Here is a 23,644-nt window from a genome sequence, read left to right as displayed (position 1 = left end):
CACGATGCGCATCGGAGTTCTCACCGCAGGCGGCGACTGCCCCGGACTGAACGCCGTGATCCGTTCGGTCGTGCACCGCGCGGTGACGCAGTACGACGACGAGGTCATCGGATTCGAGGACGGCTACCGCGGTCTGCTCGACCGCCACTACCGCGCCCTGGACCTGGACGCGGTCAGCGGCATCCTGGCCCTCGGCGGCACCATCCTCGGCTCCTCACGGCTGGAGCGGGACCGGCTGCGGGAGGCCTGCGAGCGGGCCACCGACATGGTCGGGGAGTTCGGCATCGACGCGCTGATCCCGATCGGCGGCGAGGGCACCCTGACGGCGGCCCGGATGCTCTCGGACGCGGGGCTCCCGGTCGTCGGCGTGCCCAAGACGATCGACAACGACATCTCCGCCACGGACCGCACCTTCGGCTTCGACACCGCGGTGGGCGTCGCCACCGAGGCGATGGACCGCCTCAAGACCACCGCCGAGTCCCACCAGCGGGTGATGGTGGTCGAGGTCATGGGCCGGCACGCGGGCTGGATCGCGCTGGAGTCCGGGATGGCCGCGGGAGCCCACGGCATCTGCCTGCCCGAGCGGCCCTTCGACCCCGCGGACCTGGTCAAGATGGTCGAGGAGCGCTTCTCGCGCGGCAAGAAGTTCGCCGTGGTCTGCGTCGCCGAGGGCGCGCACCCCGCCGAGGGCACCATGGACTACGGCAAGGGCGCGATCGACCAGTACGGCCATGAGCGCTTCCAGGGCATCGGCACCGCCCTCGCCTACGAGCTGGAGCGGCGCCTGGGCAAGGAGGCCAAGCCGGTCATCCTCGGCCATGTCCAGCGCGGCGGCGTGCCCACCGCCTACGACCGCGTCCTCGCCACCCGCTTCGGCTGGCACGCCGTGGAGGCCGCCCACCGCGGCGAGTTCGGCCGGATGACCGCCCTGCGCGGCACCGACATCGAGATGGTCCCGCTCGCGCAGGCGGTCACCGAGCTGAAGACGGTCCCGAAGGACCGGATGGACGAGGCGGAGTCGGTCTTCTAGACCGCCCCGTCTCCCGGAAGTGGCCCTGTCCCGGCGGGAGTTCTACGGCTCCCGCCGCACGGCCGCCCAGAAGTTCTCCACGATCCGCTCCAGGAACTCCTCCCCGGCGGCCCCGGCCGTGCCCCCGCCGCCCCAGCCCAGGGTGGCGGTCATCCGGCCCTGGTAGTCCCGGTGCAGCCGGCGCAGCGCCTCCTCAAGCACGGGACGCTCCAGGGCCACCAGCTCCCCGACCTGACGCACATACGCCTGCCAGCGGGTCGTCACGGCCCCGCGCAGCAGCGCGGCGAGCGGCTCCGTACGGCCGGTGACGGCCACGACGTCCGGCGGTTCGAGGCGCAGCACCCGCACGAGCTCCAGGACCTGCCGCTCGGTGCCGCGCCAGACGCCGTCCTCCTCCATCCGCAGATACCCGGGCAGGTCCATGCCGACGGCGCGGGCGACGTCCTGCGGTGCGACGCCGCGGGCGATGCGGTGCTCGCGCAGGGTGCGGGGGCGGTCCAGGAGTTCCCCCGGGTCGCACCACAACGCCCCGGCGAGCGCGGCGAGTTCGGTGTGGTCCGGGGCGGCGGTGCCGCGCTCCCAGGCGAGTACGTGTCCGGGCGTGACGTAGGGCAGCCCGTACGCGGACCGCAGGGCGTGGGCGACATGCTCGGGCCCCATGCCGAGGGCGCCGCGCAGCCGCCGGGCGGCCTGGGCGTCGAACGGGGGCGGCGGCGGGGGAGAGGAGGGTGGGCGCACCCCGCACAAGGTAGGCCCGGCGGGGCGCGGGGGATACGGTCCGTTCCGCCAGGATCACGTATTGTCCGAACGCACAGCCCCCGCCCCCTCGCCCGCCTCTTCGTCGGCCCTTGATCGCGTCGTCAGCCCTTGACCGCGCCCCCGAGCGCGAAGCCGTTCCCGAGGCGGCGGGAGACCAGGACGTACAGCAGGATCACCGGGGTCGAGTAGATGACCGAGAACGCGGCGAGCTGGCCGTAGGCGACCATGCCGCGGTTGCCGAAGAAGTCGTTGACGCTGACCGAGGCGGGCATGCGGTCGGGGGTGAGCAGGAGCATGAAGGGGACGAAGAAGTTGCCCCACATCATGACGAACGAGAAGACGGTCACCACGGCGAGGCCCGGCCCCATCAGCGGCAGGACGATGCGCAGCAGCGACTGCAGGGACGAGGCGCCGTCGGTCCAGGCGGCCTCCTCCAGCTCCTTCGGGACGCCGTCCATGAAGTTCTTCATCAGCCAGATGGCGAACGGGAGTTGGGTCGCCGCGAAGAACAGGATCGTGCCCTGGAGGGTGTCGATCAGATTCACCCGCACGAACAGGGCGTACACCGGCACCATGATCGCGGTGATGGGCAGGCAGGTGGCGAAGAGGATGGTCAGCAGGAACGGCCGGTTGAGCCGGGACCGGAACCGGGACAGCGGATAGGCGGCGAGCGCGGCGCACCCGACCGTGAGCGCGGTGGCGCAGCCGCACAGGATCAGGCTGTTGAGCAGCGGGGTGTAGGTGATGTCCGGGGTCAGGACCGCCCGGAAGTTGCCGAGGGTGAGGCTGTCCGGGATCCGGACGCGCAGATCGGCGCCCGGGTCCACACTGGCCAGCACCACCCAGGCCAGCGGCAGCGCGAACGCCGCGGCCACCAGCAGCAGACAGGCGTCGGCGGTGTGCCGCCGTGCGGCGCGTACGCGGGCGCGGGGCCGGGCGCGGGTCCGGCGGGTCCGGGCGCGGGCGCGGGCCATCACACCTCCGTCCGCAGCAGCCGCAGATACCCGACCGAGAACAGCGCCCCCACCAGCAGCAGAAGCAGCGCGACGGCGGTGCCGTACCCGATCATGCTGTTCTGGAAGGCCTGTTCGTACATCAGCAGCGGCAGCGTCTGGCTCCTGTCGCCCGGCCCGCCCCGCGTCATCACCCAGATCAGCCCGAACACCGAGAGCGTCTGGAGGGTGTTGAGCAGCAGATTGGTGCCGATGGACCGGCGGATCATCGGCAGCGTGATGTGCCACAGCCGCCGCCAGCCGCCCGCCCCGTCCACCTCGGCCGCCTCGCTGATCTCGGCCGGGATCTCGTCCAGCGCGGCGGAGTACACCAGCATCGAGAACGCCGTGCCGCGCCATACGTTGGCGAAGGACACCGCGAGGATCGGCAGCGTGTACAGCCAGTTCTGGCGCGGCAGTTGGAGCCAGCCGAGGATCGCGTCCAGGGTTCCCTCCCGGCGGAAGAACGCGTACAGCAGGAACCCGGCCACCACCTCCGGCAGCACCCACGCCGTGACCACCACCGCGCCGGCCACCGCACGCACCGGCCGGGAGGCCCGCTTCAGCAGCGCGGCGAGCGCCAGCCCCAGGGTGTTCTGCCCGACGATCGAGGACAGCACGGTGAACACCAGGGTCAGCCATACGGCGTTGAGGAACGCCGGATCCCCGAACGCCCGGCGGAAGTTGGCGAACCCCACGAAGGAGGAGTGCGCCTGACCGGTCAGCTGGAGGTCGGTGAAGGAGATGAGGACGCAGTAGGCGATGGGCCCGGCGAGGAAGAGCAGCAGCAGGACGACGGCGGGGGCGAGGGGCAGCGCCCGGGTGATCCCGGGCAGCGCGCCCCGGCTCCTCACCCGCCCACCACCCGGCCGCCGGTGACGTCCTTGAGCGCGGCGTCGTAGTCACCCGCCGCCTGCGCCACCGACCGGTCCCCGGTGGTCACGCTCTCCATGGCCTCCTGGATCGCGGTCGACACCTTCGGATAGGCGGGGAACGCGGGCCGGTAGTGCGTCGTGGCCACCAGATCGGTGAAGAACTTGATCCCGGGCTGCGCGCCCACGTACGCGGGGTCCGCCGCCACGTCCTCGCGCACCGCGATACCGGAGTTGGCGATGTACCACTTCCGCGCGTTGTCCTTGGTCTGGAGCGTCCTGATGAAGTCGAAGGCGAGATCCGGATGGGCGGCCCGCGCCGGGATCGACCAGGTCCAGCCGCCCGACATGCTCACCTTGCCCGGCGCCTGCCCGTGCTGGGTGGGCATGTAGGCCAGCCCGATCTCCTTGGACCAGTCCTTCCACGCGTGCCCGCTGCCCGGCAGCCAGTCCTGCGGCAGCCAGGAGCCGTCCAGGTCGATGCCCAGCCTGCCCTGGGGAAGCAGCTCACCGCGCACGGTGGTGGAGTAGTTGGGGTCGAGCGCGTCGGACACGTCCGGGCCCAGCTTCTCCTGGAACACGCGGTGCACGAACGCCAGCGCGTCCTTGAAACCCTGGCCGGCCGCCCTCCACTTCTTGCTCGTGCCGTCGTACAGCGGATCGCCCCGGCCGTCGTTCGTGCCGTACAGGAGTTCCTCGAAGCCCTGCATCGTGGCCTCTTCGCCCGCGGGCTTGCCGGTGTAGACGTTGAGCGGGGTGACACCGGGGACCTTCCGCTTGATGGTGCGGGCGGCGGTGAGGATGTCGTCCCAGGTCCGCGGCTGCCAGTCGGCGGGCAGCCCCGCCTTGCGGAACACCCGCTTGTCGAACCAGAGTCCGCGGGTGTCGGTGCCGTCCGGGACGCCGTACGTCTTCCCGTCCTGCCCCCGGGCCGCGGCCTTCGCGGTGCCGATGAACCGCCCCCAGTCCGGCCACTTCGCGAGATACGGGTCGAGGGGCTTCAAGTACCCGCTGGTGATGTCGGAGTTGATGAGGAAGGTGTCCTCGTAGACCAGGTCGGGCGCGGTGCGCGGGGAGCGCAGCATCTGCTGGAGCTTGGTGTAGTACTCCGAGTCCGGCGCCTTGATCGGCACGAACTCGACCTTCTTCCCCGGGTGTTGGCGCTCGAACTGCTTCTTGATCCCGGCGAGGTAGGTGTCCATCACCTTGATGGAGTTGTCGGTCGACTGCTTGTACGACACCTTCAGGGTGTTGGGCCCCTCGTCGGAGCCGCTGCCGCACGCGGTGAGGGCGGTGGCGGCGAGGGCGGTGGTGAGCAGGGCGGTGAGAGCGGCGGTGGGGCGCACGGGCATGACCTCCTGCGGGCACACGTGGGGGTGGCCTCGGTGGTGTCCGTGAAGGTAAGAGCGGCGGTCCGCTCAGGTCAATGCGTGTGCGGTGAAAGGGAGTTGGCGATCACCGCAGGCTCACGGCGTTTGCGACACCCAGCGGTAGACCAGTTCCGGCCGCCCCACCTGGCCGTACAGCGGGCTGCGGGCGGCCCGGCCGGTGTCCACCAGGTGCTCCAGATAACGGCGCCCGGTGATCCTCGATATGCCCACCGCCTCGGCGACCTTGGCCGCGGTGAGCCCGTCGGCCGCCACCCGCAGCGCGCCGGTCACCCGCTGGAGCGTCGGCCCGCTGAGCCCCTTGGGCAGCGCGGCCGGGGCGGGCGCCCGGAGCGCCGCGAGCGCCCGGTCCACCTCGTCCTGCCCGCTCGCCTCGCCCGCGGCGCCCCGGAACTCCGCGTAGCGCACCAGCCGGTCGCGCAGCGTGGCGAAGGTGAACGGCTTGAGCACGTACTGCACGACACCCAGCGAGACCCCCTCGCGCACCATCGCCAGATCCCGCGCCGAGGTCACCGCGATCACATCCGCGTGATGGCCGGCGGCGCGCAGCGAGCGGGCGAACTGGAGCCCGTGCACATCGGGCAGATGCAGATCGAGGAGGAGCAGATCCACCTCCGTGCGGTCCAGGACGCGCCGCGCCTGCGCGCCCGTGCGGGCCTTGGCGACCGCGACGAAGCCCGGCACCCGGCCCACGTACAGCTCGTGCGCGTCGGCGGCGACCGGGTCGTCCTCCACGATCAGCACTCTGATCGGGTCCGTCATCCGGCACCGCCCTTCGCCGCCACCGGCGCCGGGCGCAGCGGCAACCGCACCTCGAACACCGCGCCGCCCCCGGGGGCCGCGTCCGTGACCGTGAGCGTGCCCTCGTGCCGGGTCACCGCCTGCCGTACGAGCGCGAGCCCGAGGCCCCGGCCACCGGGCCCGGCCGGTTTGGTCGTGAAGCCGCGCTGGAACACCAGGTCGGCGTGGTCGGGGTCGACGCCGGGGCCGGTGTCCGCGACCCGCAGCACCAGCTCGTCCGCCGGGGCGTACGCCGTCACGGTCACCCGCGCCCGCGCGGGGCCCTGCGCCGCGTCCACCGCGTTGTCGATCAGATTGCCGAGGATGGTCACCAGGTCCCGCGCGGGCGGACCGCCGGACAGCAGCTCGTCGTCGAGCCGGCTGTCGGGCGACACCACCAGCTCCACGCCCCGCTCGTTGGCCTGTGCGGTCTTGCCCAGCAGCAGCGCCGCGAGGACCGGTTCGCCGACCGCCGCCACCACCTGGTCGGTCAGCGCCTGCGCCAGCTCCAGTTCGGCGGTGGCGAACTGGACGGCCTCCTCGGAGCGGCCCAGTTCGATCAGCGAGACCACGGTGTGCAGCCGGTTCGCCGCCTCGTGCGCCTGCGAGCGCAGCGCCTGGCTGAAGCCCCGCTCGGTGTCCAACTCGCCCATCAGCGACTGGAGTTCGGTGACATCGCGCAGGGTGACGACCGTACCCCTGCGTTCCCCGCCGGAGACCGGGGAGGTGTTCACCACCAGCACCCGGGAGGCCGTCGGATGCACCTCGTCCACCCGGGGCCGGGAGGACAGCAGCGCGCCCGTCAGCGGCGCGGGCAGGCCCAGCTCGGCCACCGACCGTCCCATCACCCCGTCCTCCTCGCCGACCCCGAGCAGCTCCCGCCCGCCGTCGTTGATCAGCGCCACCCTGTACTGCCCGTCCAGCATCAGCAGCCCCTCGCGGACCGCGTGCAGCGCCGCCTGATGGTAGTCGTGCATCCGGCTCAGCTCGGCGGCGTTCATGTTGTGGGTGTGCCGGCGCAGCCGGGCGTTGACGACGTACGTGCCCACCGCGCCCAGGAGCAGCGCCCCGCCGGCCACCCCGAGCAGCGCCGTGACCTGGTCCTGGAGCCGCTCGCTGATCCGGTCCACGGTGATCCCGGCGCTGACCAGGCCGACGATCCGGCCGCCGTCCGTCACCGGGGTCACCGCCCGCACGGAGGGGCCGAGGGTGCCGGTGTAGGTCTCGGTGAAGGTGCGGCCCGCGCGGGCGGGGGCGGTGGTGCCGAGGAAGCGCTTGCCGATCTGCCGGGGGTCCGGGTGTGTCCAGCGGATGCCGTCCGGGCTCATGATCGTGACGAAGTCGACGTTGGTGTCCCGGGTGACCTTCAGGGCGTACGGCTGGAGCGGCGCGGTCGGGTCCGGGGTGCGGATCGCGGCGCGGACCGCGGGGGAGTCGGCGATCGAGCGGGCCACCCCGGTCGCCTGCCGGGCGGCCGCGTCCTCCGCCTGCCGCCGGTCGCTGACGTACGTGAACAGCGCGTATCCGGCCACGACCACGGCGATCAGCACCGCCTGCATGGCGAACAGCTGGCCCGCCAGGCTGCGCGGGCGGGTCAGGGACGGAAGGCGCATGCCAGCCAGTGTGCCCCTGGTTCTGGCGTGAACTAAATGAACGCAAGCGTGACCGCCCTCACAGGACGGGAGATAGTCACCGCGTTCCCCAGCACCACCCGGACGTGAGCCGCACGCCGGTCGTGCACCGACGACGACGTCGACGAAGACGTCAAGGAGGGCAGTCGTGGCCGCCACCACCCCCGATACGGCAGCTGCCGCACCCCGCGAGCGGCGGGACCGGACCCATTACCTGTACATCGCCGTCATCGTGGCCGTCGCGCTCGGCATCGCCGTCGGACTCATCTGGCCGGATGCCGCCGTCCAGCTCCAGCCACTGGGCACCGGGTTCGTCAATCTGATCAAGATGATGATCTCGCCGATCATCTTCTGCACGATCGTGCTCGGCATCGGCTCGGTGCGCAAGGCGGCCAAGGTGGGCGCCGTCGGCGGTATCGCCCTCGGCTACTTCCTCGTGATGTCGCTGGTCGCGCTCGCCATCGGGCTCGTCGTCGGCAATGTGCTGCACCCCGGCGCCGGGCTCCATCTGACCGGCGCCCTCAAGCAGACCGGACACGCGCAGGTCAGCAGCGACGCGCTGCCGCCCGTCGACTTCGTCCTGTCGATCATCCCGCAGACCTTCGTGTCCGCCTTCACCGAGGGCCAGGTGCTCCAGACCCTGCTGGTCGCCCTGCTCGCCGGGTTCGCCCTCCAGGCCATGGGCACGGCCGGGCAGCCGGTGCTGCGCGGCATCGAGCACATCCAGCGGCTCGTCTTCCGCGTCCTGTCCATGGTCATGTGGGCCGCGCCGATCGGCGCGTTCGGCGCGATCGCCGCGGTCACCGGCTCGGCGGGACTGGACGCGCTGAAGAGCCTCGCCGTGCTGATGCTCGGCTTCTACATCACCTGTGTGCTGTTCGTCTTCGTGGTGCTCGGCGCGGTGCTGCGGATCTTCGCCGGGGTCAACGTCTTCTCCCTGTGCCGCTACCTGGCCCGCGAATTCCTGCTGATCCTGTCCACCTCCTCCTCCGAGTCCGCGCTGCCGCGCCTGATCGCGAAGATGGAGCACCTCGGCGTCAGCAAGCCGGTCGTCGGCATCACCGTGCCGACCGGGTACTCCTTCAACCTCGACGGCACGATGATCTACATGACCATGGCGTCGCTGTACATCGCGGACGCGCTGGGCACCCCGATGTCGGTCGGCGAGCAGATCCCGCTGCTGCTCTTCCTGCTGCTGGCGTCGAAGGGCGCGGCGGGGGTCAGCGGCGCGGGCCTCGCCACGCTGGCCGGTGGTCTCCAGTCGCACAAGCCCGCGCTGGTGGACGGCGTCGGACTGATCGTCGGCATCGACCGGTTCATGAGCGAGGCGCGGGCGCTGACGAACTTCGCGGGCAACGCGATCGCCACGGTGCTGGTGGGCACCTGGACCAAGGAGATCGACCAGGCGCGGGTGGCGCGGGTGCTCTCCGGTGAGCTGCCGTTCGACGAGACGGTGATGGACGTGACGGCGGGTACCGTGGCGGAGGTTCCCGAGCCCCGGGAGGAGCGGCTGGCCAAGGCCTAGTCCCTGGCCGCCCCCAGCTGTCCCGGCCTCCTTCTCCGGATGTCCGGCTCCGCCTGAACCGGGGCCGGGCATCCGGCTGTTCGCGCTACGGGTGCGAACTCACCCTGGTCACCAGGGCGGTGGCCAGCGAGGCGGGTACGCCCGCCGCGGTCAGGACGGTGACCGTGGCGGCGCGGCCCGCCTCCTCTGCCGCCAGGAGCCCGTCGTTGACCGCCTCCATCACCGCGAACAGCGTCTGCTCGTGCACATAGGCGAGCGCGGGGGCGGGCAGCGGCGAGGTGAACACGCCCTCGTCCAGGCCCTGTTGGAGCACCCGGATCTTGGCCGCGCGCACCGGGGCGAGCCGTTCGCGGATGCCCTGCACGGTGACCGTGCGCTGGGCGAGGGCGATCAGCAGCCGGTAGCGGTCGGCGGTCGCCCAGAGCGCCAGCACCGAGCGGGCCAGCGCCTCCGCCGGGTCCGTGACCCCGGTGCGCCCCGCCGCGTCCGCGTCCGCGAGCGCCTGCACGGCCTCGTCGGTCAGGGTGCTGATCAGCGCCTCCCGGCTGGGGAAGTGGCCGTACACGGTCCGTCGTACGACTCCGGCGGCGCGCGCGATCTGGTCCATCGACGCGTCCGGGTCGCGCAGCAGCTCGGCGAGGGCGACGTCGAGGATGCGGCGGCGGTTGGCGTCGGCGCGGCTGGGGTTACCCGTGGTCATGCGGGCCATTCTGCACTTCCTCACCCAACTTGCACAGCACTGTGTAACGGCGTACATTGCACATCGTTGTGCAATTGCACGATGATGTGCAAGTTCCGTCGCGAACCCCGAGGAAGGCAAACCCCTGCCATGCGACTCGTCATGACCGAACCGGTCGAGAAGATGGAGCGCCCCTACGCCCGGCGCTGGTGGGCCCTGCTGGTGCTCTGCCTGAGCCTGCTGATCATCGTGATGGCCAACACCGCCCTCACGGTCGCCGCGCCCGACATGACGAAGGACCTCGGCCTCTCCAGCGCCGATCTCCAGTGGGTGATCGACGGCTACACCGTGCCCTACGCGGCGCTGATGCTGCTGCTCGGCGCGATCGGCGACAAGTACAGCCGGCGCGGGGCGCTCGTGCTCGGCCTGCTGGTCTTCGGCGGCGGCGCCGTCTTCGGCTACCTCGCGGACAGCGCGGCGACCGTGATCGCGGCGCGCGCGGTGATGGGCGTCGGCGCGGCGCTGATCATGCCGGCCACGCTGTCGCTGCTCGCGGCGACCTTCCCGCGGGCCGAGCGGGCCAAGGCGATCGTGCTGTGGACGGCCACCGCGGGCCTCGCCATCGCCGCGGGCCCGGTGGTCGCCGGTGCGCTGCTGCGCGACCACGGCTGGTCCTCGACCTTCCTGATCAACGTGCCGATCGCGCTCGTCGCCCTCGTCGCCGCCTTCGTCCTGGTCCCGCCGTCCAAGGCCGGCCACCACGACCGCATCGACTACGTCGGCGGCCTGCTGTCCGTGATCTGGACCGGCTCGCTGGTCTACATGATCATCCAGGGCCCGCACTTCGGCTGGAGCGGCAAGGCCGTCGCCGCCGCCGTGATCGCGGGCGTGGGCCTGATCGCCTTCGTCCTGTGGGAGCTGCGCCACCCGCGCCCGATCCTGGACGTCCGCCGCTTCGCGCACCGCCGCTTCGCCGGCTCCAACCTGGCCGTCGCCCTGTTCTTCCTGGCCGTGTTCGGCGCGTTCTACTTCCTCACCCAGCACCTCCAGTTCGTCCTCGGCTACGACGCCCTGCAGACCGGTGTGCGGATGCTGCCGCTGGCCGGTGCCGTGTTCGTCGGCTCGGGCCTCACCGGCTGGCTCACCCCGCGCGTCGGCATGAAGTGGACCGTCAGCGCGGGCATGGTCCTCGGCACGGTGGCGCTCGCGCTGCTCACCCAGGTGGACGCGGGCTCGACGTACGGCGACTTCGTGGCCCCGCTGATCATCCTCGGCCTCGCCATCGGCCTCGCCCTCTCGCCCTGCACCGACGCGATCATGGGCGCGTTCCCCGAGTCCGAACTGGGCGTCGGCGGCGCGGTCAACGACACCTCGCTGGAGCTGGGCGGCTCGCTCGGCATCGCCATCCTCGGCTCGCTGCTGGCCACGTCGTACGGCAACCACCTCTCCGACGCCACCGCCCACAGCAAGCTCCCGCCGAGCGCCCTGGAGACCGCCCAGGACTCGGTCGGCGCCGGGTACGCCGTCGCCCAGGGCATCGCCGACAAGGCCCACCAGGTCGCCGCCCAGGCCGCCCACGCGAGCAGCCCCCAGCAGGCCGCCGCGCTCAAGCAGCAGGCGACCGAACTCGCCGCGGGCGCCCGCCAGATGGCCGACGCCGTCGGCTCCTCCTTCTCCTCCGCCGTCGCCCACACCAGCCTGGTCGGCGCGGTCGTCCTCGGCGTCGGCACGGTCCTGGTGGCGTTCCTGCTGCCGCGCCACGCGACGACCGAAGAGGTGAAGGAAGCGGAGAAGGAACTGGCGGAGACCACCACCGGCTGACGCTTTCCCGCCGACATCCATTAGCGTGCCGTTCCGGACGACCGGAACGGCACGCTCGTGCGTGGCGTCTGTACCTGCATGGAGGCACGGGGGACATGAAGATCGACTGGGACCGGCGGACCTGCGCGCGCAAGGGGCATGTGACCTACGCGCCCGACGATCCGCGACTGCGGGTACGGCTGCACGCGCAGACCGGGCTCGGGGACGCGTGGCGCTGTCTGCGCTGCGGGGACTTCGCGCTCGGGGAGCCGCACGGCTCGGGACCGGCGCAGGACGCGCCGCTGGTGCCGCGCGGGAAGGTGCTGCGGGACCTGTTCATCCTGCGGTTCCTCGCCATCGAGCGGGCCGTGCGCGGGGTGTTCATAGTGCTGGTCGCGGTGGCCGTGTGGAAGTTCAGCAACAGCCAGGACGCGGTACGGCGGCTCTTCAACGAGTACCTGACCGTGCTGCGCCCCGTCTTCCGGCACTTCCACTACGACCTCGACCACTCACCCGTGGTCGGCTCCATCCAGAAGGCGTTCGGCTACCAGCACTCCACGCTTCTCCTGGTCGCCGGGCTGCTCCTCGCCTACGCCCTGATCGAACTGGTCGAGGCGGTCGGCCTGTGGCGCGCGAGGCGCTGGGCGGAGTACCTCACGGTGGTCGCCACCGCCGCGTTCCTGCCGCTGGAGATCTACGAGCTGACCGAGAAGATCAGCTACCTCAAGATCGCCACCCTCGCGCTCAACATCCTCGCCGTCCTCTACATCGCCCTCGCCAAACGCCTCTTCGGCCTCCGCGGCGGCCGCCGTAAATTCGACGAGGAACGCCACAGCGCGTCCCTGCTGGAGGTGGAGGAGTCGGCGGGGGTGCTGGTCTGAGGGGGCCGGTCCGCGAGAAGCGGGATGCGCCGGGGCGGGGCGGCAGGCCCCGCCCGTCGGCGCGGTGTTCAGGTACGGCGGAGAAACCGGCCGCCCGCAGGACGCCGATCAACGCCGTCCGCATGAGCAGCACGACCTCGGCATGGTGTTCCCGTTCCGGCGCCGCCGGGTCAGCTCGCTGCGTCACCGCCTTTACGGCTGCCGCCGCCAGACCCGGTGCGCTCCAGCGGACGTAGAGGCCGCCGACATGCTCGCCCTGGCTGTCGTCGGCCTCCACCCGGGCACCGGGCCGTCCCGTCGCCTCCGGACGCATGACGTACGCGGGAATACCGGCGCGGCACAGTTCCCGGCCGACCAGGTCACCGAGTTCGGGCCCGGCGTACGGGATCGTAACCCTGGCAGGCGAAGCCGAGCCCCGCTCTCCGTGCCCGGCGGATGACCGGCGGCGCCCGGCTTGCCCTGACGTCCGCGTCAAGGCCTACCGTCGTGTTCATGCGAATCGGCGAGTTGGCCGCTCGGGCCGGGACCACGGCGCGGGCCCTGCGGTATTACGAGGCGCGCGGGCTGCTTTCGGCGCGGCGGGACGAGAAGGGGTATCGGGAGTACGGCGAGTCGGACCTCAGGCTGCTGGCGCAGATCAGGACGCTCCAGGACTTCGGGTTCGAGCTGGAGGAGACGCGGCCGTTCGTGGAATGTCTGCGGGCGGGGCATCCCGAGGGGGACTCCTGTCCGGCGTCGCTCGCGGTGTACCGGCGCAAGCTGGCCGAGCTGGACGCGCTCGTCGGGCAGCTGACGGCGGTGCGCGAGACGGTCGCCGAGCAGTTGCGGCGGGCCGAGCGGGCCATGGGCGAGCTGGCCGCCGAGGCATCGGTTCCGGGGGGCCCGGAGCCGGGATGCGAACTGGGAGGGCAGCTGTCATGAGCGTGCTGAGCGGACTTGCCGAGGTGACGGACGCGGACTTCGCGGCGAGGTGATCGACGCCGGAGTGCCGGTCCTGGTGCAGTTCACGGCCGAGTGGTGCGGGCCGTGCCGGCAGCTGGCGCCGGTGCTCCGGGACATCGCCAGGGAGGAGGGGGACCGGCTGAAGGTCGTCCAGCTCGATGTCGACCGCAATCCCGGCACGACCCTCGCCTACGGGGTGCTGGCCACGCCGACCCTGATGGTCTTCCGGGGCGGCGAGCCGGTGCGGTCCATGGTGGGCGCCCGGCCCAAGCGGCGGCTCCTGGAGGAACTCGCCGACCTGCTGTAAGTCCACGCCCGCACACAAGAAATCCCCCGGACAATTGCGTCCGGGGGATTTCTGCGCGTATATTCAATGGTTCGTGACTTCACATGACCGCGGTCACGGAAAAGCTTTGTGGGCACAGTATATCCGGGCGGGAGCGGAATTGTCAAACACCGAATTTCCAGACGATGAATTGCGTCAGGAGCAGGAATTCATCGACGGACTGTACGCGCGCGTCGACGTGCTGCGCGGTGACGCCGAGACCTCGGTCGGGGACGCGCTCGCGCAGGGCGACAAGCCCATGCAGGCCCGGCTGGAGCGGGACATCCTGGTCGCGGAGCGCTCGGGGCTGCTCGCCGCGCTGAACGCCGTCGACGGCTCGCTCTGCTTCGGCCGGATCGATCTCGCGAGCGGCGTGACGCACCACATCGGCCGGATCGGACTGCGCGCGGACGACACCGAGCACACACCGGTGCTGATCGACTGGCGCGCCGAGGTCGCCCGGCCCTTCTACCTGGCCACCGGGCACACCCCGATGGGACTGCGGCGGCGCCGGCACATCGCCACCGAGGGCCGTACCGTCACCCATCTGCACGACGAGATCCTGGACCTCGGCGACGCCACCCGCACCGGGCACGAGGACCACAACGGCGACGCCGTGCTGCTGGCCGCGCTGAACTCGGCCCGCACCGGCCGGATGGGCGACATCGTGCGCACCATCCAGGCCGACCAGGACCGGATCATCCGGGCACCGCACCGGGGCGTGCTGGTCGTGGAGGGCGGACCCGGCACCGGCAAGACCGCCGTGGCGCTGCACCGGGCGGCGTACCTCCTCTACGAGCACCGCGAGCTGCTGGCCCGCCGTGCCGTGCTGATCGTCGGGCCCAACCCGGCCTTCCTCGGCTACATCGGCGAGGTGCTGCCCGCCCTCGGCGAGACCGGCGTCCTGCTGGCCACGGTCGGCGAGCTGTTCCCCGGGGTGCGGGCCACCGCCGCCGACACCCCCGAGGCGGCCGCGGTCAAGGGCCGCGCGGACATGGCGGACGTGCTCGCCGAGGTGGTCCGCGACCGGCAGGCGCTGCCCGACCCGGTCCTCACGATCGCGCACGACCGTGAGGTGCTGATGCTCGACGACGGCCTGGTGGGCGTCGCCCGCGAACGCACCCGCGCCGCGAAGCTGCCGCACAACGCGGCCCGCGAGTACTTCGAGGGCCACATCCTCAACACGCTCACCGAGCTGTACGCCGAGCGGGTCGGCACCGACCCCTACGACGGCAGCAGCCTGCTCGACGCCTCCGACATCACGCAGATCCGCGACGAACTCGCCGAGAACCCCGAAGTCTGGTCCGCCATCGACCAGTTGTGGCCCCGGATCACCCCGAAGCGGCTGGTCGCCGACTTCCTCGCCGAGCCCGAGGGGTATCTGAGCGACGCCGATGCCGCAGCGATCCGCCGCCCGGTGACCCGCGCCTGGACCGTCGCCGACGTGCCGCTCCTGGACGAGGCCGCCGAACTCCTCGGCGAGGACGACCGGTTGGCCCGCTCCCGCGCCGATCGCGAGCGCGCGACGCAGATCGCGTACGCGCAGGGCGTGCTGGACGTGTCGTACGCGTCGCGGACGTACGAGTTCGAGGACAAGGAGGACGGCGACCCGGACGGCTCGGAGGTGCTGTCCGCGCACGACATCATCGACGCGGAGCGGTTCGCCGAGCGGCAGGAGGAGGCGGACCACCGCAGCGCGGCCGAGCGGGCGGCGGCCGACCGGACCTGGGCGTTCGGGCACATCATCGTGGACGAGGCGCAGGAGTTGTCACCGATGGCCTGGCGGCTGCTGATGCGGCGCTGCCCGACCCGCTCGATGACCCTGGTCGGCGACCCCGCGCAGACCGCCGAGGCGGCCGGGGTCGGCTCCTGGTCGAAGATCCTCGCGCCGTATGTCGAGGACCGGTACGAGCACACCCGCCTCGGCGTGAACTACCGCACCCCGTCCGAGATCATGGACCTCGCCGCGGCCGTGGTCCGCGCCGAGCAGCCGGACTTCCTGCCGCCCAGCTCGGTGCGCTCCACCGGGGTACGGCCCTGGGTGCGCCGGGAGGACGACGACCTGCCCGGCGCGGTGGCCAAGGCGGCCGCCGAACTCGCGCCGGTGGAGGGCAGGTTGGCGATCATCGCGCCGCGTCGGCTGCACCGCGCGATCGCCGCGCGCCTGGACGGTGTCACCGCCGGTGCCGAACCCGACCTCACCCGGGCGGTCGTCCTCCTCGACCCCCGCCAGTCCAAGGGCCTGGAGTTCGACTCGGTCCTGGTCGTCGAACCGGCCGAGTACGGCACCAGCGACCTCTACGTCGCCCTGACCCGCGCCACCCAGCGACTGGGTGTCCTGCACACCGGGAACCTGCCGCGGGCGCTGGCCCAGCGGGACGAGTAGCGCGGCCGCCGGGCGCTCCCTAGGCCGGTCGCAGCCACACCGTGGCCAAGGGGGGCAGGGTCAGGCGGACGGCGGCCGGGCGGCCGTGGGCGCCGCGGGGCTCGGGTTTCAGCGGGCCCGGGTTGGTCACGCCGCTGCCGCCGTAGCGTTCCGCGTCCGTGTTCAGCAGCTCCGACCAGGCCGGGACGTCCTCGGGGACGCCGATGAGGTAGTCGGCGCGGACCACGGGGGAGAAGTGGCAGACGGCCAGCAGGGGCGAGCCGTCGGCGTCGTGGCGCAGAAAGGCGAGCACGTTGTCGGACGCCGAGTCACCGGTGATCCACTCGAAGCCCGAGGGGTCGGTGTCGCGCTGCCACAGCGCCGGGGTGGCCCGGTAGCGGGCGTTCAGATCGCGGACCAGGTCACGGACGCCCCGGTGCTCGGGGGCGGCGGGGTACGAGGGGTCGAGCAGCCACCAATCGGGCCCGGCCGCCTCGGACCACTCCGCGCCCTGGGCGAACTCCTGCCCCATGAAAAGGAGTTGCTTGCCGGGGTGGGCCCACATGAAGGCCAGGTAGGCGCGCAGATCGGCGCGCCGCCGCCACCAGTCGCCCGGCATCTTGGAGACCAGGGATCCCTTGCCGTGCACCACCTCGTCGTGGGATATCGGCAGGACGTAGTTCTCGCTGTACGCGTACACCATGGAGAAGGTCAGCTCGCCGTGGTGGTAGGAGCGGTGCACGGGGTCGTGGGCCATGTACTGGAGCGAGTCGTGCATCCAGCCCATGTTCCACTTCAGGCCGAAGCCGAGGCCGCCGAACCCGCTCGGACCCTGCACATGGGTCGGCCGCGTCACCCCGTCCCAGGCCGTGGACTCCTCGGCGACGGTCACGACACCCGGGCAGCGCCGGTAGACGGTGGCGTTCATCTCCTGGAGGAAGGCCACCGCGTCCAGGTTCTCCCGGCCGCCGCGCTCGTTCGGCCGCCAGCCCCCCGGCTCGCGCGAGTAGTCGAGGTAGAGCATGGAGGCCACGGCGTCCACCCGCAGCCCGTCCACATGGAACTCCTCGCACCAGTACACGGCGTTCGCCACGAGGAAGTTGCGCACCTCGCGGCGGCCGAGGTCGAACTCCAGCGTGCCCCAGTCGGGATGCGCGGCCCGCAGCGGGTCGGGGTGCTCGTACAGCGGCCGCCCGTCGAACTCGGCCAACGCCCACGCGTCGCGCGGGAAATGGGCCGGTACCCAGTCCATCAGCACCCCGATCCCGGCCTGGTGCAGCCGGTCCACCAGGTACTTGAAGTCGTCCGGGGTGCCCAGCCGGGCCGTCGGCGCGTAGAACCCGGTGACCTGGTAGCCCCACGAGCCGCCGAAGGGGTGCTCGGCGACCGGCATCAGCTCCACATGGGTGAATCCCATCTCCGTGACGTAGGAGGTGAGTTGGTCGGCCAGTTCGCGGTAGGTCGAGCCGGGGCGCCAGGACGGGAGATGGACCTCGTACACCGAGAACGGCGCCTCGTGCACCGGGGTGTCCCCGCGGTGCGCCATCCACTCCGCGTCCTGCCACACATGGTGCGAGACCTGCACGATCGACGAGGTCGCGGGCGGCGCCTCGGTGCGGCGGGCCAGCGGGTCGGCGCGCTGGGTGTGCGAGCCGTCCGGGCGGGTGATCTCGAACTTGTACAGCTCGCCCTCGCCGACGCCCGGCACGAACAGCTCCCAGACCCCCGAGGAGCCCAGCGAGCGCATCGGGAAACCGGTGCCGTCCCAGAAGCCGAAGCTCCCGGTCACCCGGACGCCCCGCGCGTTCGGCGCCCACACCGCGAACCGGGTTCCGCGCACGCCCTGATGCACAAGGACGTGCGCGCCGAGCGCCCGCCACAGCTCCTCGTGCCGGCCCTCGCCGATCAGATGCAGGTCCAGTTCGCCGAGCGCGGGCAGGAAACGGTAGGCGTCCGCCGTCTCGTGGACCGTGTCGCCGTACGCCACCCGTAGTCGGCTCGCCTGCGGTACGGCGTCCGAGGGGAGCAGTCCGGAGAAGAAACCGTCGCCGTCGTCGCGCAGTTCGGTGCGCAGCGGACCGGAGACGACGGTGACCGAGCGGGCGCCCGGGCGCAGGGCGCGGTAGGCCACCCGGCCCGGCACCGGGTGGGCGCCCAGCACGGAGTGCGGGTCGTGGTGGGTGCCGGCCAGCAGCCGTGCGCGGTCCTCGGCTGCCACGGCGGGATCGGTCTGGTGCTTCTTCGACGTCACGAGCGAGTCTCCCGGGGCGAGAGTCGGGTCAGTGAGGGTCGGACACGGCGAGGCGGCGGATCGCCGACAGCGGCACGGGCAGCCAGTCGGGGCGGTGGCGGGCCTCGTACACCACCTCGTAGACGGCCTTGTCGGTCTCGAAGGCGCGCAGCAGCACCGGATCGGTGCGCGGATCGCGGCCGGACACCTCCGCGTACCCGGAGCAGTAGGCCGCCCGGCAGTCGTGCGCCCACCGCGCCGGGGCCGAACTCACCGAGCAGGCCGCGTAGTCGAAGGAGCGGAGCATCCCCGCGATGTCCCGCTCGGTCGGCTGCGGCAGCCGCCGCTCGGCGGGGGGCCGGGCCGGTTCCCCCTCGAAGTCGATCAGCGACCAGTCGCCGGACGGCGCGCGCAGGCACTGCCCGAGATGGAGGTCTCCGTGGATGCGCTGGGCGGTCCAGGTGCGGCCCCCGGCGGCCAGTTCGGCGAGCGCGGTGTAGGCCGACCGCAGCCCCCGCTCGTACGGCCCCAGCGCCGGTACGGCCTGCACCGCCGCCGCCAGCCGCTCGGTCATCCCGTCCACCAGCGGGCCGAGTCCGGCGGGGCCGAGGGTGACGGTCGGCAGGGCGCGGGCCAGCGCGGTGTGCACCTCGGCCGTGGCCCGGCCCAGCGCCCGCGCCTCGGCGCTGAAGTCCTCGCCCTTGGCCAGCTCCCGCAGCGCCAGCTCCCAGCCGTCGGCGGCACCGCTCACAAAGGGCTGCAACACCGCCAGTACGTACGGCTGTTGGTCCAGCTCGGCGCTCAGCCACGCGGTCGGCGCGGGCACCCGGGGGCAGCCCTCGCGGGCCAGCGCCCGCGGCAGCTCCAGATCGGGGTTGACGCCCGGGACGACCCGGCGGAACAGCTTGAGAATAAACGTATCTCCATAGACCACCGAGGAGTTGGACTGCTCGGCGGCCAGCATCCGGGCCACCAGATGGGGCCGGATCTCCTGGCGCGGGTCCCGCTCGAAGCGCAGCCCGCCGACGCGGGCCCGGGTGCGCAGGGCCTCCAGCAGCACCTCGGCGGGCCGGCGGTCGTACAGGGCGTCGTACACCGTGCGTCCGGCGAGCGGGCCCCGGGTCACATGGCCGATCAGCGCGGGCGCCAGCCGGGGTGGCAGCGCCTCGCGCGCGCCTATGAGGAGCTGGTAGCAGTCGCCGGGATGCGCGGGCTCCGGTGGCTGATGGACGCGCAGGAGGACGTGGTACAGGTCCAACCCACCGCCCCGTGGCAGGAGTTGGGTCACGGCCACGGGGGTGAACCCGGTGACCGGGCGGCCCTTGCCCGCGAACCAGCGCTGCCGGGGCAGCCAGGCGCGCAGCAGCGGGGCCAGTGAGTCGAGGGTGGTGCTCGCCGAAGGGGTGACCGCTTCCGTCACGGGCGTCACGTCCTTTCCCCGGATCTGTTCGGGGTGTCACTGATGGGTGCCCGGGGCGGGGCGGCGAAAACGCTCCGCCGCCCCGCGTGGCGGTATTACGCCGGGTCGCGGCGCAGCCGGAACCAGTAGAAGCCGTGTCCCGCCAGGGTCAACAGATACGGCAGTTCGCCCACCGCGGGGAAGCGCACCCCGCCGAACAGCTCGACCGGGTGCCGGCCGCCGAAGCGGCTCAGGTCCAGCTCGGTGGGCTGGGCGAAGCGGGAGAAGTTGTGCACGCACAGCACCAGGTCGTCCTCGTACTCGCGCAGGAAGGCGAGCACCGCCGGGTTGGAGGACGGGAGTTCGTTGTACGAGCCGAGTCCGAAGGCGGGGTTCTGCTTGCGGATCTCGATCATGCGCCGGGTCCAGTGCAGCAGCGAGGACGGCGAGGACATCGACGCCTCGACATTGGTGACCTGGTAGCCGTAGACCGGGTCCATGATCGTGGGCAGGAAGAGCCGCCCCGGATCGCTGGAGGAGAAGCCCGCGTTGCGGTCGGGGGTCCACTGCATGGGGGTGCGGACGGCGTCGCGGTCGCCGAGCCAGATGTTGTCGCCCATGCCGATCTCGTCGCCGTAGTAGAGGATCGGCGAGCCGGGCAGGGACAGCAGCAGGGCGGTGAACAGCTCGATCTGGTTGCGGTCGTTGTCGAGCAGCGGCGCGAGACGGCGGCGGATGCCGATGTTGGCCCGCATCCGCGGGTCCTTGGCGTACTCCGCCCACATGTAGTCGCGTTCCTCGTCGGTGACCATCTCCAGGGTCAGCTCGTCGTGGTTGCGCAGGAAGATCCCCCACTGGCAACGCGAGGGAATAGCGGGCGTCTTGGCGAGGATCTCCGAGACCGGGTGGCGCGATTCCCGCCGCACCGCCATGAAGATGCGCGGCATGACCGGGAAGTGGAACGCCATGTGGCACTCGTCGCCGCCGCTCGGGAAGTCCCCGAAGTAGTCGACCACGTCCTCGGGCCACTGATTGGCCTCGGCCAGCAGCACGGTGTCCGGGTACTGGGTGTCGATCTCCTTGCGGACCCGCTTGAGGAACTGGTGGGTCGCGGGCAGGTTCTCGCAGTTGGTGCCCTCGCGCTGGTACAGGTACGGCACCGCGTCGAGGCGGAACCCGTCGATGCCGAGGTCCAGCCAGAACTTCAGCGCGGAGATCATCTCCTCCTGCACCGCCGGGTTCTCGTAGTTGAGGTCCGGCTGGTGCGAGAAGAAGCGGTGCCAGTAGTACTGCTTGCGTACCGGGTCGTACGTCCAGTTGGACGCCTCGGTGTCCACGAAGATGATGCGGGCGCCCTGGTACTGCTTGTCGTCGTCGGCCCAGACGTAGTAGTCCCCGTAGGGGCCGTCGGGGTCCTTGCGGGACTCCTGGAACCACGGGTGCTGGTCGCTGGTGTGGTTCATGACGAAGTCGATGATCACGCGCATGCCGCGCTGGTGGGCGGCGTCCACGAACTCCACGAAGTCGGCGAGGTCACCGAACTCCGGCAGCACCGCGGTGTAGTCCGAGACGTCGTAACCGCCGTCTCTCAGCGGGGACTTGAAGAAGGGCGGCAGCCACAGGCAGTCCACGCCGAGCCACTGGAGGTAGTCGAGTTTGGCGGTCAGGCCCTTGAGGTCGCCGACGCCGTCGCCGTTGCTGTCCTGGAAGGAGCGCACCAGGACCTCGTAGAAGACGGCACGCTTGAACCAGTCCGGGTCCCGGTCCCGGGCGGGAGTGTCCGCGAAGGTGTCCGGGACGGGCTCGTTGACGATCATATGGTGGGTGACCCTCCGATCTGCGGGTTGGACGGTCGCAGGACGGTGAGGACGTGCGCGGGGCGTCGGCCCGGTTCGAGGCGCACGTAGTTGGCCCTGCCCCAGTGGTAGGTCTCGCCGGTCAGCTCGTCGCGGACCGGCACCGACTCGTGCCAGTCCAGGCCGAGTTGCGGCATGTCCAACGAGACCGTGGCCTCCTGGGTGTGGTGGGGGTCGAGGTTGGCGACGACCAGAACCGTGTTCGATCCGGCACGCTTGGAGTAGGCGATCACCGCGTCCTGGTCGGCGTGGTGGAAGTGCAGGTCGCGTAGCTGCCGCAGGGCGGGGCTGCGCCTTCTGACGGCGTTGAGACGGGTGAGGAGCGGCGCGATCGTACGGCCCTCACGCGCGGCCGACTCCCAGTACCGGGGCCGGAGTTGGTACTTCTCCGAGTCGCGGTACTCCTCGCCGCCCTGGCACAGCGGGGTGTTCTCGCACAGTTCGTAGCCGCTGTAGACACCCCAGGCGGGGGAGAGGGTGGCCGCGAGCACGGCACGCACCTCGAAGGCGGGACGGCCGCCGTGCTGGAGGTAGGCGTGCAGGATGTCCGGGGTGTTGGGGAACAGGTTGGGCCGCATGTAGGCCGCGGTCTCGCCCGCCAACTCGGTGAGGTACTCGGTGAGTTCCCGCTTGGTGTTGCGCCAGGTGAAGTAGGTGTACGACTGCTGGAAGCCGATCTGCGCCAGGGTGCGCATCATCGCCGGGCGGGTGAACGCCTCCGCCAGGAAGATCACATCGGGGTCCCGGTGGTTGATCTCGGCGATGACCCGCTCCCAGAACACCACCGGCTTGGTGTGCGGGTTGTCCACGCGGAAGATCCGCACCCCGTGGTCCATCCAGTGCCGCAGCACCCGGACCGTCTCCGCGATCAGCCCGTCCATGTCGGCGTCGAAGGCGATCGGATAGATGTCCTGGTACTTCTTCGGCGGGTTCTCGGCGTAGGCGATCGTCCCGTCCGGGCGGTGGTGGAACCACTCCGGATGCTTCTGCACCCAGGGGTGGTCGGGGGAGCACTGGAGGGCGAAGTCCAGTGCGATCTCCAGGCCCAACTCCCGTGCCTCGCCCACGAAGTGGTCGAAGTCCTCGATGGTGCCGAGGTCGGGGTGGACCGCGTCGTGCCCGCCCTCGTGGGAGCCGATCGCCCAGGGCACCCCGACGTCGTCGGGACCGGCGGTGAGGGCGTTGTTCGGGCCCTTGCGGAAGGTGCCGCCGATCGGGTGGATCGGCGGCAGATAGACGACGTCGAAACCCATCTCCGCGATCGGCTTCAGACGGCGGGCCGCCGTACGGAACGTGCCGTGCGGCCGGTTCGCCGTGCCCTCGCTGCGCGGGAAGAACTCGTACCAGGAGCCGTACAGCGCCCGCTCCCGCTCCACCAGCAGCGGCATCGGATCGGACGCGGTCACCAACTCCCGCAGCGGGTAACGGTCCAGGACCTCCCGCACGGGGGGCCGTAGCGCCTCCGCGAGCCGCCAGGCGGCCGGGCGGTCCTCGTCGCGCAGCGCGGCCGCCGCGTCCAGGACCTTGCGCCGCCGCGTCTTCGGGATCCCGGCGGCGGCGCGTTCGTACAGCCGCGCGCCCTCCTCCAGCACCAGTTCGGTGTCCAGACCGGCGGGGATCTTGATCCCGGCGTGGTGCCGCCAGGTGGTGAGCGGATCGGCCCACGCCTCGACCGTATACGTCCAGCGGCCGGGCGACCCCGCCGTGACGGTGGCGCCCCAGCGGTCGGTGCCCGGGGCGAGTTCCCGCATCGGCGTCCGGGGTCCCGGCCGGCCCCGGGGATCGCGCAGCACCACATCGGCCGCCACCGCGTCGTGCCCCTCGCGGAACACGGTGGCCGAGACCTCGAACGCCTCCCCGGTCACCGCCTTGGCGGGCCGGCGCCCGTGCTGGACCACGGGGTGTACATCGAGGACCGGGATACGGCCGACGGCGGTGGCCCGCCTGGGTGGAGTCCCGGTGGGGGACTTGGCGCGCTTTCTGGCCGCTGTCTTCTTCGCCGCCGCCGAGGGCGCGCCGCCCGGGGGCGGGGCGTCACCCGGGGGCGGGGCGTCGCCCGGCGGGGAGGACGACGCGGCGCGCGCGGCGGCCGTCGGGGTGTGCGGTGCGGCTGACGAGTGGTGCGTGGCGGGCATGACCGCTCCTGTCCGCGTCAACGTGGGATGACCAGGGGAGGTGGGTCCTGCGGGC

General features: G+C 71.7%; 17 protein-coding genes and 1 pseudogene. 7 read left to right on the top strand and 11 right to left on the bottom strand.

The window, feature by feature from the left end; translation table 11 throughout:
* Positions 1–4 precede the first annotated feature (4 nt).
* Positions 5–1,030 (top strand): ATP-dependent 6-phosphofructokinase, encoded by a 1,026-nt coding sequence (locus ACLF5H_RS03115; protein ID WP_421674542.1) that lies wholly within the window; start codon positions 5–7, stop codon positions 1,028–1,030.
* 42 nt (positions 1,031–1,072) lie between these two features.
* Here the strand turns inward: ACLF5H_RS03115 and ACLF5H_RS03110 are convergent, their stop codons facing one another.
* The 6 genes from ACLF5H_RS03110 to ACLF5H_RS03085 form a co-directional block, all read right to left on the bottom strand.
* A complete protein-coding gene (locus ACLF5H_RS03110) occupies positions 1,073–1,777 on the bottom strand; it encodes a helix-turn-helix domain-containing protein (RefSeq protein ID WP_421674541.1) in 705 nt (234 codons plus the stop codon).
* A gap of 113 nt (positions 1,778–1,890) precedes the next feature.
* Positions 1,891–2,763, bottom strand: a complete 873-nt coding sequence (locus ACLF5H_RS03105; protein ID WP_421674540.1) for a carbohydrate ABC transporter permease — start codon at positions 2,761–2,763, stop codon at positions 1,891–1,893.
* Positions 2,763–3,635 (bottom strand): carbohydrate ABC transporter permease, encoded by an 873-nt coding sequence (locus tag ACLF5H_RS03100; protein WP_421674539.1) that lies wholly within the window; start codon positions 3,633–3,635, stop codon positions 2,763–2,765. The genes ACLF5H_RS03105 and ACLF5H_RS03100 overlap by 1 nt, the downstream gene beginning before the upstream one ends.
* Entirely contained in the window at positions 3,632–5,005 is a 1,374-nt protein-coding gene (locus ACLF5H_RS03095; RefSeq protein ID WP_421674538.1) for an extracellular solute-binding protein, read from the bottom strand. The genes ACLF5H_RS03100 and ACLF5H_RS03095 overlap by 4 nt, the downstream gene beginning before the upstream one ends.
* 114 nt (positions 5,006–5,119) lie before the next feature.
* Entirely contained in the window at positions 5,120–5,803 is a 684-nt protein-coding gene (locus ACLF5H_RS03090) for a response regulator (protein WP_421674537.1), read from the bottom strand.
* The gene (locus ACLF5H_RS03085; RefSeq protein ID WP_421674536.1) at positions 5,800–7,434 is read right to left on the bottom strand and encodes a sensor histidine kinase; all 1,635 of its coding nucleotides are present in this window, start codon (positions 7,432–7,434) and stop codon (positions 5,800–5,802) included. Before ACLF5H_RS03085 ends, ACLF5H_RS03090 begins: the two co-directional genes overlap by 4 nt.
* Before the next feature lie 166 nt (positions 7,435–7,600).
* Here ACLF5H_RS03085 and ACLF5H_RS03080 point away from each other — a divergent pair, with 166 nt between their 5' ends.
* On the top strand, positions 7,601–8,977 hold the full coding sequence (locus ACLF5H_RS03080; RefSeq protein WP_421674535.1) for a cation:dicarboxylate symporter family transporter: 1,377 nt from the start codon (positions 7,601–7,603) through the stop codon (positions 8,975–8,977).
* A gap of 85 nt (positions 8,978–9,062) precedes the next feature.
* Here ACLF5H_RS03080 and ACLF5H_RS03075 read toward each other — a convergent pair whose 3' ends face one another.
* Positions 9,063–9,686 carry a TetR/AcrR family transcriptional regulator gene (locus ACLF5H_RS03075; RefSeq protein ID WP_421674534.1) on the bottom strand — a complete coding sequence of 208 codons (624 nt, stop codon included), beginning with the start codon at positions 9,684–9,686 and terminating at the stop codon, positions 9,063–9,065.
* A gap of 120 nt (positions 9,687–9,806) precedes the next feature.
* Here ACLF5H_RS03075 and ACLF5H_RS03070 point away from each other — a divergent pair, with 120 nt between their 5' ends.
* The 5 genes and pseudogenes from ACLF5H_RS03070 to ACLF5H_RS03050 all read left to right on the top strand — a co-directional run bounded on the left by ACLF5H_RS03070 (position 9,807) and on the right by ACLF5H_RS03050 (position 15,990).
* Positions 9,807–11,477, top strand: coding sequence for an MFS transporter (locus ACLF5H_RS03070; RefSeq protein WP_421674533.1), 1,671 nt, complete (start codon positions 9,807–9,809; stop codon positions 11,475–11,477).
* 95 nt (positions 11,478–11,572) lie between these two features.
* Complete coding sequence (locus tag ACLF5H_RS03065; protein ID WP_421674532.1) at positions 11,573–12,337, top strand: DUF2127 domain-containing protein; 765 nt, start codon at positions 11,573–11,575, stop codon at positions 12,335–12,337.
* A gap of 492 nt (positions 12,338–12,829) precedes the next feature.
* The gene (locus ACLF5H_RS03060) at positions 12,830–13,258 is read left to right on the top strand and encodes a MerR family transcriptional regulator (RefSeq protein WP_421674531.1); all 429 of its coding nucleotides are present in this window, start codon (positions 12,830–12,832) and stop codon (positions 13,256–13,258) included.
* Positions 13,255–13,586, top strand: a pseudogene (locus ACLF5H_RS03055) (thioredoxin family protein). The gene ACLF5H_RS03060 and the pseudogene ACLF5H_RS03055 overlap by 4 nt, the downstream one beginning before the upstream one ends.
* A 169-nt stretch (positions 13,587–13,755) precedes the next feature.
* Positions 13,756–15,990, top strand: a complete 2,235-nt coding sequence (locus tag ACLF5H_RS03050) for a HelD family protein (protein ID WP_421674530.1) — start codon at positions 13,756–13,758, stop codon at positions 15,988–15,990.
* A gap of 19 nt (positions 15,991–16,009) precedes the next feature.
* Here ACLF5H_RS03050 and glgB read toward each other — a convergent pair whose 3' ends face one another.
* The 4 genes from glgB to ACLF5H_RS03030 all read right to left on the bottom strand — a co-directional run bounded on the left by glgB (position 16,010) and on the right by ACLF5H_RS03030 (position 23,589).
* Positions 16,010–18,220 carry a 1,4-alpha-glucan branching enzyme gene (glgB, locus tag ACLF5H_RS03045; protein WP_421674529.1) on the bottom strand — a complete coding sequence of 737 codons (2,211 nt, stop codon included), beginning with the start codon at positions 18,218–18,220 and terminating at the stop codon, positions 16,010–16,012.
* 28 nt (positions 18,221–18,248) lie between these two features.
* Positions 18,249–19,619, bottom strand: coding sequence for a maltokinase N-terminal cap-like domain-containing protein (locus ACLF5H_RS03040; protein ID WP_421674528.1), 1,371 nt, complete (start codon positions 19,617–19,619; stop codon positions 18,249–18,251).
* A 95-nt stretch (positions 19,620–19,714) separates the two neighbouring features.
* Positions 19,715–21,415, bottom strand: a complete 1,701-nt coding sequence (treS, locus tag ACLF5H_RS03035) for a maltose alpha-D-glucosyltransferase (protein ID WP_136104376.1) — start codon at positions 21,413–21,415, stop codon at positions 19,715–19,717.
* Positions 21,412–23,589 (bottom strand): alpha-1,4-glucan--maltose-1-phosphate maltosyltransferase, encoded by a 2,178-nt coding sequence (locus ACLF5H_RS03030; protein WP_421674527.1) that lies wholly within the window; start codon positions 23,587–23,589, stop codon positions 21,412–21,414. The genes treS and ACLF5H_RS03030 overlap by 4 nt, the downstream gene beginning before the upstream one ends.
* Positions 23,590–23,644: the final 55 nt, after the last annotated feature.

Origin of the sequence: Streptomyces sp. LaBMicrA B280 (assembly GCF_049222185.1) — a bacterium.
GTDB classification, from domain to species: domain Bacteria; phylum Actinomycetota; class Actinomycetes; order Streptomycetales; family Streptomycetaceae; genus Streptomyces; species Streptomyces murinus.
The sequence above is the reverse complement of the archived record's forward strand: the minus strand, read 5'-3'. Positions and strand labels throughout refer to the sequence as shown.